General features: G+C 68.6%; 12 protein-coding genes. 10 read left to right on the top strand and 2 right to left on the bottom strand.

Annotated elements, in window-relative coordinates; genetic code table 11:
• Positions 1-286 precede the first annotated feature (286 nt).
• From BI335_RS10670 to BI335_RS10655, 4 genes are all read left to right on the top strand, one after another.
• Entirely contained in the window at positions 287-1,417 is a 1,131-nt protein-coding gene (locus BI335_RS10670; RefSeq protein WP_094430896.1) for a serine hydrolase domain-containing protein, read from the top strand.
• A 9-nt stretch (positions 1,418-1,426) separates the two neighbouring features.
• Positions 1,427-1,780: a TraR/DksA family transcriptional regulator gene (locus BI335_RS10665; RefSeq protein WP_094430894.1), complete on the top strand. Its 354-nt coding sequence runs from the start codon at positions 1,427-1,429 to the stop codon at positions 1,778-1,780.
• Positions 1,781-1,824: 44 nt separating this feature from the next.
• Positions 1,825-2,631 carry an LGFP repeat-containing protein gene (locus BI335_RS10660; protein WP_144009110.1) on the top strand — a complete coding sequence of 269 codons (807 nt, stop codon included), beginning with the start codon at positions 1,825-1,827 and terminating at the stop codon, positions 2,629-2,631.
• Positions 2,632-2,736: 105 nt separating this feature from the next.
• Positions 2,737-3,654 (top strand): SDR family oxidoreductase, encoded by a 918-nt coding sequence (locus BI335_RS10655; protein WP_094430890.1) that lies wholly within the window; start codon positions 2,737-2,739, stop codon positions 3,652-3,654.
• 3 nt (positions 3,655-3,657) lie between these two features.
• On the opposite strand, the gene BI335_RS10650 is transcribed toward BI335_RS10655, so the two are convergent.
• Both BI335_RS10650 and BI335_RS10645 read right to left on the bottom strand, forming a co-directional pair.
• Complete coding sequence (locus BI335_RS10650; protein ID WP_094430888.1) at positions 3,658-4,248, bottom strand: DUF998 domain-containing protein; 591 nt, start codon at positions 4,246-4,248, stop codon at positions 3,658-3,660.
• Position 4,249: 1 nt separating this feature from the next.
• Positions 4,250-4,693: a MarR family winged helix-turn-helix transcriptional regulator gene (locus BI335_RS10645; protein ID WP_094430886.1), complete on the bottom strand. Its 444-nt coding sequence runs from the start codon at positions 4,691-4,693 to the stop codon at positions 4,250-4,252.
• Positions 4,694-4,759: 66 nt separating this feature from the next.
• Between BI335_RS10645 and BI335_RS10640 the strand changes: the two genes are divergently transcribed.
• The 6 genes from BI335_RS10640 to rlmN all read left to right on the top strand — a co-directional run bounded on the left by BI335_RS10640 (position 4,760) and on the right by rlmN (position 8,880).
• The gene (locus BI335_RS10640; protein ID WP_094430884.1) at positions 4,760-5,131 is read left to right on the top strand and encodes a hypothetical protein; all 372 of its coding nucleotides are present in this window, start codon (positions 4,760-4,762) and stop codon (positions 5,129-5,131) included.
• Positions 5,132-5,398, top strand: a complete 267-nt coding sequence (locus BI335_RS10635; protein ID WP_094430882.1) for a DUF1345 domain-containing protein — start codon at positions 5,132-5,134, stop codon at positions 5,396-5,398.
• Positions 5,399-5,469: 71 nt separating this feature from the next.
• Positions 5,470-6,177, top strand: a complete 708-nt coding sequence (pyrH, locus tag BI335_RS10630; protein ID WP_094430880.1) for a UMP kinase — start codon at positions 5,470-5,472, stop codon at positions 6,175-6,177.
• 56 nt (positions 6,178-6,233) lie between these two features.
• Positions 6,234-6,788, top strand: coding sequence for a ribosome recycling factor (gene frr / locus BI335_RS10625; protein WP_172421843.1), 555 nt, complete (start codon positions 6,234-6,236; stop codon positions 6,786-6,788).
• A complete protein-coding gene (locus BI335_RS10620; RefSeq protein WP_094430876.1) occupies positions 6,788-7,702 on the top strand; it encodes a phosphatidate cytidylyltransferase in 915 nt (304 codons plus the stop codon). The genes frr and BI335_RS10620 overlap by 1 nt, the downstream gene beginning before the upstream one ends.
• Positions 7,699-8,880, top strand: coding sequence for a dual-specificity RNA methyltransferase RlmN (gene rlmN, locus BI335_RS10615; RefSeq protein ID WP_094430874.1), 1,182 nt, complete (start codon positions 7,699-7,701; stop codon positions 8,878-8,880). Before BI335_RS10620 ends, rlmN begins: the two co-directional genes overlap by 4 nt.
• Positions 8,881-8,923 lie beyond the last annotated feature (43 nt).

Below are 8,923 nucleotides of genomic sequence, written 5' to 3'. Positions count from 1 at the left end.
TGGTCATCATCGGCCGGCTGCGCCGCGACCCCGACACCCAGGCCTACTTCCACCGACGCACCAGCGAACACAAGACCCGCGCCGAAACCATCCGATGCCTCAAACGCCACCTCGCCCGCACCATCTATCGAAACCTCAAAACCGACCTCATGACCACTTGACGATCTATAGGACCGTCGTTCGGCATTGCTCCGCTTCGCTGCGCATGCCGAACTACTCGATGAGCGTTCGGCACTCCGCAGGATCGGAGAAGTGGAACCCCGCCCGCGCCGAGCAGGCTGGTCCCATGAGCGAACTGAGCGAGCTGCTGCAGCGACACGTCGATGCCGGAACCCTGCCCGGGGCGGTGGCGGTCCATCGTCACCCCGGTGGTACCGAGACCGTCGCGGTCGGCGTACAAGACCTGGACACGGGTACGCCGATGGCGCCGGACACGCTGTTCGCGATCGCCTCGGTGACCAAGCCGATCACCGCCTTCGCCGCACTGCTGCTTGTCGCCGACGGCACCATGGCGATCGACGACCCGGTCACCCGCTGGCTGCCCGAACTCACCGACCCGCGCGTCCTCCGCGATCCGCACGGGCCGATCGAGGACACGGTGCCCGCGACCCGGCAGATCACCGTCGAGGACCTGCTCACCCTGCGCAACGGGCTCGGCTTCCCCGGCGACTTCACCGGTCCGGTGATGGACCGGCTGGTCAGCGACCTGAGCGAGGGTTCGCCGCTGCCACCCGGCGCCGAACCGGACGCCTGGCTGGCCGCCGCCGGCCGGATCCCGCTGCTGCACCAGCCGGGGGAGGGCTACAGCTACAACACCGGCAGCGCCCTGCTCGGGCTGCTCGTCGGCCGGGCCAGCGGCCAGGGACTCGCCGGGTTCCTCACCGAGCGGGTGTTCGAACCCCTCGGCATGGCCGATGCGCGCTGGTGGGTGCCGGCGGATCAGCGGCACCGGTTCGCGACCCGGTACGCACCCACCGACGATCCGACCCGCTTAACCGTCAGTGACCCCGTCGGCGGCGCCTGGGCGGCGCCACCGGCCTTCCCGAACGGCGCCGGCGGGCTGGTCTGCACCGCCGATGACTGGCTGCGCTTCGGCACGATGCTGCTCTGCGGCGGCGCCCACGAGAACGAGCAACTGCTGCCGCGCGAGCTGGTCGCCGCGATGATGACCGATCAGCTCACCGACGCCCAGCGGGCCTCCGCCGGCCTCTTCCTCGCGGGCGGCCAGGGCTGGGGTTACGGCGGTTCCACCCGCGCCGACGGGTCCTACGGCTGGGACGGTGGCACCGGCACCACTGCCCGGGTCAACCCGCGTACCGGGCAGGTCAGCATCCTGTTCACCCAGATCGAGATGCTCGACCCGCAACCCACCCCGATCGTCACCGAGTTCGAGTCCTTCGTCAGGGCGGCCGTCTAGGCTCACCGGATGGAGCAGGAGCGGGCGAAGCGGTTGCTGGTGGCCGCCCAGCGTGAGGTGCTGGAGCGGGCCGGGGCCCTGGACGACGCCTTCGACGACGTGGTCGCCGCGCTGCGGGACAGCAATGCCGACGACGAACACGACACCGAGGGGCAGACCATCGCCGTCGACCGGGCGATGGCCGACGCCCTGCGCCGCGGCGCCCGGGACCAGTTGGAGCGGATCGATGCCGCGCTGGAGCGGCTGGACGAGGGCACCTACGGGGTCTGTACCGCTTGCGGTGAGCCGATCGCCGATGAGCGGCTGGAGGCCCTGCCGACCACGACGCGGTGCATCACCTGCGCCGCCCGCACCGCGAACTGATCGAACCCTTGACTCGCTCCGCACCGCGGGGTGAGAGTCGTCTCATGAACAAGATCGCTCGGGGGACCGGTCTTGCCACGCTCGCCAGCCTGCTGATCCTCAGTGGTTGGGCGAGCAGTGCGCAGGCCGCACCCACCCCCACACCGACAACCATGTCCACAACCACACCCGCGACGGCCCCCAGGGGCACGCCGACACCGGCTTACCCGCCGTTCACCTGCTACTGGCCCACGATGGAGGACACCTACGACGCCAACAAGGACTGGCTCGGTGACTACGTGCGCAGCGCGACGTGCATCGCCGAGTTCACCAATGGCGCGTTCGACAGCGGCAACAAGTACGAGACCTACCTGATCCGCGACCGGATGTGGACCAGGTACCACGCCCTCGACGGCTACACCGGCTTCCTCGCCCGGCCGACGAGCAACCAGTTCCCGGTCCGCGACGGTGGGCTGGTGCAGCGCTTCGAGGGTGGCACCATGTACGCCGTGCCGAACGCCGGTACCTACGTGGTCCGCGATGAATTCCTGCGCCGCTACGGTGAGTTCGGCTATGAGAACGGCGTGCTGGGCTTCCCGGTCTCCGACCGGTTCTGCGGGTTACGCGGAGGTGGATGCGGTCAGCACTTCCAGACCGGTTCGCTCTACCAGGCGGCCCCCACGGCCGCGATGTTCGCGGTGCACGGACTGTTCCGCGACACCTGGTCGGCCAACGGCTGGGAGAACGGGTACTTCGGCTATCCGATGACCGATGAGATCAACGAGACATCCGACCAGGTCACCCAGCGATTCGAGGGCGGCTGGATGCGCTACAACTTCCGCACCGGCGTACTGACCACCGGTCGTTGGTGACCCCGCTCCGCGCCCACGGAATTCGCCGCCCGACGGCCGTTTAACGACCCCTGATCTCGGGGAACACACAGAGTGAATCCCCCGAGAAGCGAGAAGGAGTCGACGATGGCCGACGGCCAGAACGAGCAGCAGACCGACCAGCTCACCCTGCAGAACCCCGTCACCCGCTACGAGCAGATCTCCCCGCCCGCGGAGAAGCAGTCCGGGACCGGGCTGGATGCCGAGATGACCCCGCAGGCCGACCTGGGGGAGAAGTCCTATCGCGGGACCGGCCGGTTGAAGGGCCGGCGTGCGCTGATCACCGGTGGTGACTCCGGGATCGGCGCCGCGACCGCGATCGCCTTCTCCCGGGAGGGTGCCGATGTCTGCATCAACTACCTGCCCCAGGAAGAGGAGGATGCGCAGAACATCGCGAAGGTGATCCGCGAGGATGGCGGCGTGGTCGCCCTGGTACCCGGCGATCTGCGGGACCGTCACTTCGCCAAGAAGCTCGTCGACGAGGCGGTACGCGAGCTCGGCGGCCTGGACATCCTGGTCAACAACGGCGGCAAGCAGGTGGCTGCCAAGGAGTTCGACGAGATCGACGACGAGCAGCTCGAGGCGACCTACGACGTGAACATCCTGGCGATGTTCCGGCTGGTCCGGCAGGCGCTGCCGCATCTGGAGCCCGGCTCGACGATCATCAACTCGACCTCGATCCAGGCGTACAAGCCCTCGCCGACGCTGATCGACTACGCCTCGACCAAGGCGGCGATCAACAACTTCACCAAGGGCCTGGCGCAGCAGCTGGCACCGGCGGGCATCCGGGTGAACGCCGTCGCCCCGGGGCCGGTGTGGACCCCGCTGCAGCCCTCGGGCGGGCAGCTGCCCGAGGACCTGCCGGAGTTCGGCCAGTCGACGCCGCTGGGCCGGGCCGGTCAGCCGACCGAGCTCGCGCCGGCGTACGTCTTCCTGGCCTCGCCGGAGTCCAGTTTCGTGGTCGGCGAGACGCTGAACGTCAACGGCGGCCAGCCCACGCCCTGACCCTCAGCCGAGGACCGCGGCGACGGCGAAGGTCAGGTAGAACAGCGCGATCGCGAGCAGGAAGATCCGCTCGAACAGCCCGAACCAGCGCCGCAGCCGCGGTACCAGGCAGACGCAGAGCAGGATCAGCGAGATCAGCGCGACCCAGTGCAGCCCGACCAGCAGCCCGCCGCCGGTGGTCATCATCCGGGAGATGTCGCCGGTCAGGCTGTAGCTGAGCCCGAAGCCGAGGATCGCGATCAGGTAGTGCAGCAGCCCGCGGCGGGTCAGCTTCTCCCCCTCCAGGTCGGTGGGGACGAACAGCAGGGCGGCGCCGAGTACGCCGAGGGCGACCAGCATCAGCGCCGCAGTACCGCGATAACTCCAGTCGGGGAAGGCGAACCAGGTGCCGAGCGCCAGCGCCAGCCAGGCGGCGGCCTGCAGCCCGCCCATCACGCTGAACAGCCGCCGGCTCGGCCCGACGCCGTAATCGCTGACGGCCTCGCGGACCGGGTGCCGGTCGGAGGTGCGGTGCAGCGCGACGAAGACGCCGAGGCGGCCGACGATGAGGGCGGCGGCCCCGCCGAAGGCGAGGGCGGGAATGGCGAGGGGCATATCAGTGTCCGTTCTGGTTGTCGTCAGAGGTCGGTTCGGGGGAGAGCATCAGCTCGTGGATGTCGCGCAGGGCGCGGGCCAGGGCCTCGGGGTCGTGACCGCTGCGGCGTACCAGCTCGTCGAAGCCCGATCCCAATGCGGCGGTGGTACGCCCCAGCAGTGCGGTTCCGCTGTCGGAGAGCCGCAGCTGCTGACGGTTGCCCGAACCGGGCTCGGCCGCGTCCACGACCCAGCCGGCGGCCAGCAATCCACGGACGATCCCGGTGGTGGCCGGGGCGCTGACCCGCAGCCCGCCGGCCAGCTCCCGGCCGGCCAGCCCGGGGTGCTGGCCGATGATGGTCAGCGCGATGTGCTGGCGCAGGCTCACCCCGAGCGGGGCGAGGAGATCACCGGCCTGCCGATCCATCGTCAGCACCAGATCGTGCAGTTCGAAGGAGAGATCCATGGCCACTACATTAACTAGTTAATTTAAAGGGCGCAAGACGCTTGCGTGGGGCGATACGCTCACGGGGTGAATCGGGTCTGGCGCTGGGCGACGTGGCTGGCGGAACTGCTGCTGGTGGTCCTGGCCGTGCTGGTGATCACGGCCTCGGACAACGACGTGCTGTTCGCCCTGCTGGCCTGGAACCTGGTCGCCCTGGTGATGCTGATCCTCGGTGCCATCCAGCTCCGGCGTTCCCGGGACCGCGAGGTGGACGACCTCCCCGATGCGAACCGGGCGAACTTCCGGCTCACCGGTTTCCTCTGGGCGGTGATCCCGCTGCTGACCAGCCTCACCGGCATGGTCGCCGCGATCACCGTGGTGCTCAACGAGGAGAGCAGCAACCCCGATGCGGCGCTCGCCGCCAAGGTGATCGGCCCGCTGACGATGATCCTGGCCTAGCTGATCCTGCACGCCACCTATGCGCTGCGCTACGCGTGGTGGTACGCCCGGCTGGGGCGGCGCGGGCTCGAGTTCCCCGAGACCGAGAATCCGCACCTGATCGACTTCTACTACTTCTCCTTCACCCTGGGCACCAGCTTCGCCACCTCCGATGTGAACATCACCGACCGGCGGATCCGCTGGCAGGTGCTGGTGCAAACCGTGCTCGGCTTCTTCTACAACGCGGTCGTGCTCGCGGTGGCGTTCAAACTGCTCACCGGCGGCTGACGCGTCGGTTTGGGTCGCGCGAACCGGGTACGCGATACTGGCGGGCAGTGTCCACAGGCGAGGGAGAACCCATGGCGTACAAGCGCGTGCTGCTGAAGCTGTCCGGTGAGGCCTTCGGAGGGGGCAGTGTCGGGGTGGATCCCGATGTGGTGGCCTCGATCGCCAACCAGGTGGCCGACGTGGTACGCAGCGGCGTACAGGTCGCAGTCGTCGTCGGCGGGGGCAACTTCTTCCGCGGCGCCGAACTGCAGCAGCGCGGCATGGACCGCGACCGCGCGGACTACATGGGCATGCTCGGTACCGTGATGAACTGCCTTGCCCTGCAGGACTTCTGCGAGAAGGCCGGGATCGACACCCGCGTGCAGACCGCGATCACCATGGGCCAGGTCGCCGAGCCCTACATCCCGCGCAAGGCCGAGCGGCACCTGGAGAAGGGCCGGCTGGTGATCTTCGGCGCCGGGTCGGGGATGCCCTACTTCTCCACCGACACGGTCTCGGCCCAGCGGGCCCTGGAGATCGGTGCCGAGATTCTGCTGATGGGCAAGCAGGGCACCGACGGGGTGTACGACGCCGACCCGCGGACCAACCCGCAGGCGCAGATGTTCAGCGACCTCAGCTATGACGAGTTCCTGGCCCGCGACCTCAAGGTCGCCGACGCCACCGCGATCTCGATGGCCCGTGATTACGCGCTGCCGATGATTTTCTTCAACCTCGATACCGAGGGCAACATCGCACGAGCCGTCAGTGGTGAGAAGATCGGTACCACGGTGCACGCCTGAGCACCGGTGCCGCCCGAGATTTTCAGTCCAGCAACCAGGAAGGAGCGGTCGCCGTGATCGCTGACATCATGCGTGAGGCCGAGCAGAAGATGGACGCTGCGGTCGAGCACGCCAAGGAGGAGTTCGCAGCGATCCGTACCGGCCGCGCCCATCCCGCCATGTTCAACAAGATCATGGCCGAGGCGTACGGGCAGCCGATGCCGATCCAGCAGCTCGCCACCATCCAGGTGGTGGACGCGCGGATGGTGCTGGTCAGCCCGTTCGACAAGTCCACCCAGAACGCCATCGAGAAGGCGATCCGCGACTCCGATCTCGGCGTGAACCCGGCCAGCGACGGCCAGAACATCCGCGTCGCCCTGCCGCAGCTCACCGAGGACCGGCGCAAGGAGTACATCAAGCTGGTCAAGAACAAGGCCGAGGAGGCCCGCGTCTCGGTCCGCAACGCCCGGCGTACCGCCAAGGACGGGATGGACAAGCTGGTCAAGGACAAGGAAGTCGGCGAGGACGAGGTGACCCGCGCCGAGAAGCAGCTGGAGTCGGCGACCAAGACCCGTACCGACCAGATCGACGAGGTGCTGAAGAACAAGGAAGCCGAGCTGCTCGAGGTGTGATGACCACGTCCGAGCCTGGTGCGCGCGAGCCACAGGCCTCCACTCCGGATGCGAGTGGGGCCCCGCGCAACCATGGCCGGGCCGGGCGCAACCTTCCCGCGGCCATCGGGGTGGGGGTGGTGCTCGGCGCCGCCCTGGTAGTCACACTCGGATGGTGGCCGCCCGGCTTCGTGCTGCTGGTGGCCGCCTTCCTCGCGCTCGGCGCACTGGAGGTCCATCAGGCGCTGAAGCGGCTGGACATGCACTCGGCGATCCTGCCGATCCTCGTCGGCACGGTCAGCATCGTCACCGGTTCCTATTTCGCCAGCAGCCAGAGCCCGCTGGAGATACCGACCAACACGCTGATGCTGGCGATGATCGGGATCACCGCGCTGGTCTGCATGGTCTGGCGGATGTTCGCCGGCGAGCACGGTTATGTCCGCGATGTCGCGGCCAGCATGCTGATCATCGGTTACATCCCGCTGCAGGGCGCCTTCGTCGGGCTGATGCTGGGTGACCAGCTGGGCCGCGCGCGGGTGATCACCTTCATCGTGGTGGTCGCCTTCGGGGACATCGGCGGCTATGTGCTCGGGGTGCTGTTCGGGCGGCACAAGATGGCGCCGCGGATCAGCCCGAAGAAGACCTGGGAGGGTTTCGCCGGATCGCTGCTGTTCGGCATCGTGGCCGCGGTGCTGATGACCACGCTCGTGCTGAAGGCCGCTTGGTGGGTGGGGGTTATCCTCGGAGTGGTGCTGGTCGTGGTCGGCGCCTGCGGCGACCTGATCGAGTCGCTGATCAAACGCGATATCGGGATCAAGGACATGTCCTCGATCCTGCCCGGCCACGGCGGGGTGATGGACCGGCTCGACTCATTGCTGGTGGCCGCGCCCGCAGCCTGGTTGTTGATGTTCCTACTGATCCCGGGGGTCCGATGAGTGTCGGTGAGCCGCTCAAGCTCGTCTTCGACGCGCCGCGCCGCGGCAAGCCGCCGAAGCACTGGGCCGATCTGGCCGTCGCCGAACGCCGGCCCGCGCTGAGCGAGGCCGGGCTGCCGGCGTTCCGCGCCGACCAGCTGTCGCGGCACTGGTTCGAGCGGCTGGAGACCGATCCGACCACCTGGACCGACCTGCCCGCCGACCAGCGCGAGGCGGTCGCCGAGGCGTACTTCCCAACCCTGCTGAACCCGCTGAAGCGGCAGGCCTGCGACGACGGCACCACGCTGAAGACGCTGTGGCGGCTGCACGACGGCTCCCTGGTCGAGTCGGTGCTGATGCGGTACGCCCGGGGCGTACGCAGTGCCGACGACCTCGCCGACGACGAATCCCCGGAGTCGAAGGGAAAGGGCATGCGATCCACCATCTGCATCTCCTCCCAGGCCGGCTGCGGGATGGCCTGCCCGTTCTGCGCCACCGGACAGGGCGGGCTGCAGCGCAATCTGTCCACCGCCGAGATCGTCTCCCAGGTCGCCGACGGGGCCCGGATGCTGCGCAACGGCGAGGTACCGGGCGGGGTCGGCCGGATCAACAACGTGGTCTTCATGGGCATGGGGGAGCCGCTGGCGAACTACAAGGCGGTGATCGGCGCCGTCCGTTCGCTGACCACCCCGGAGCCGCACGGGCTCGGCATCTCCGCGCGCGGCGTGACGGTCTCGACCGTCGGGCTGGTGCCGCGGATCCGCCAGCTGGCCACCGAGGGCCTGCCGGTCACCCTGGCGCTCAGCCTGCACGCCCCCGACGACGAACTGCGCGATGAGCTGGTACCGGTGAACAACCGCTGGCCGGTCGACGAGGTCGTCGACGCGGCGTACTTCTATGCCCGCGAGACCGGTCGCCGGGTCTCCATCGAGTACGCCCTGATCCGCGACATCAACGACCAGGCGCACCGCGCCGACCTGCTCGCCAAGGTGCTGCGCAAGCGCGGCAAGGGCTGGGTGCACGTCAACCTGATCCCGCTCAACCCGACTCCCGGATCGAAGTGGACGGCGTCGCGTCGTTCCGATGAGAAGGAGTTCGTACGCCGGCTCGAGGCCGGCGGGGTACCGGTCACCGTCCGCGACACCCGCGGTCAGGAGATCGACGGCGCCTGCGGCCAGTTGGCCGCCACCGAACGCTGACGTTCGGCACCGGTTCGGCAGCGGCCAAGCGGTGAGACCGTGA

Source organism: Enemella evansiae (assembly GCF_002250705.1).
Taxonomy (GTDB): Bacteria; Actinomycetota; Actinomycetes; order Propionibacteriales; family Propionibacteriaceae; genus Enemella; species Enemella evansiae.
The sequence above is the reverse complement of the archived record's forward strand: the minus strand, read 5'-3'. Positions and strand labels throughout refer to the sequence as shown.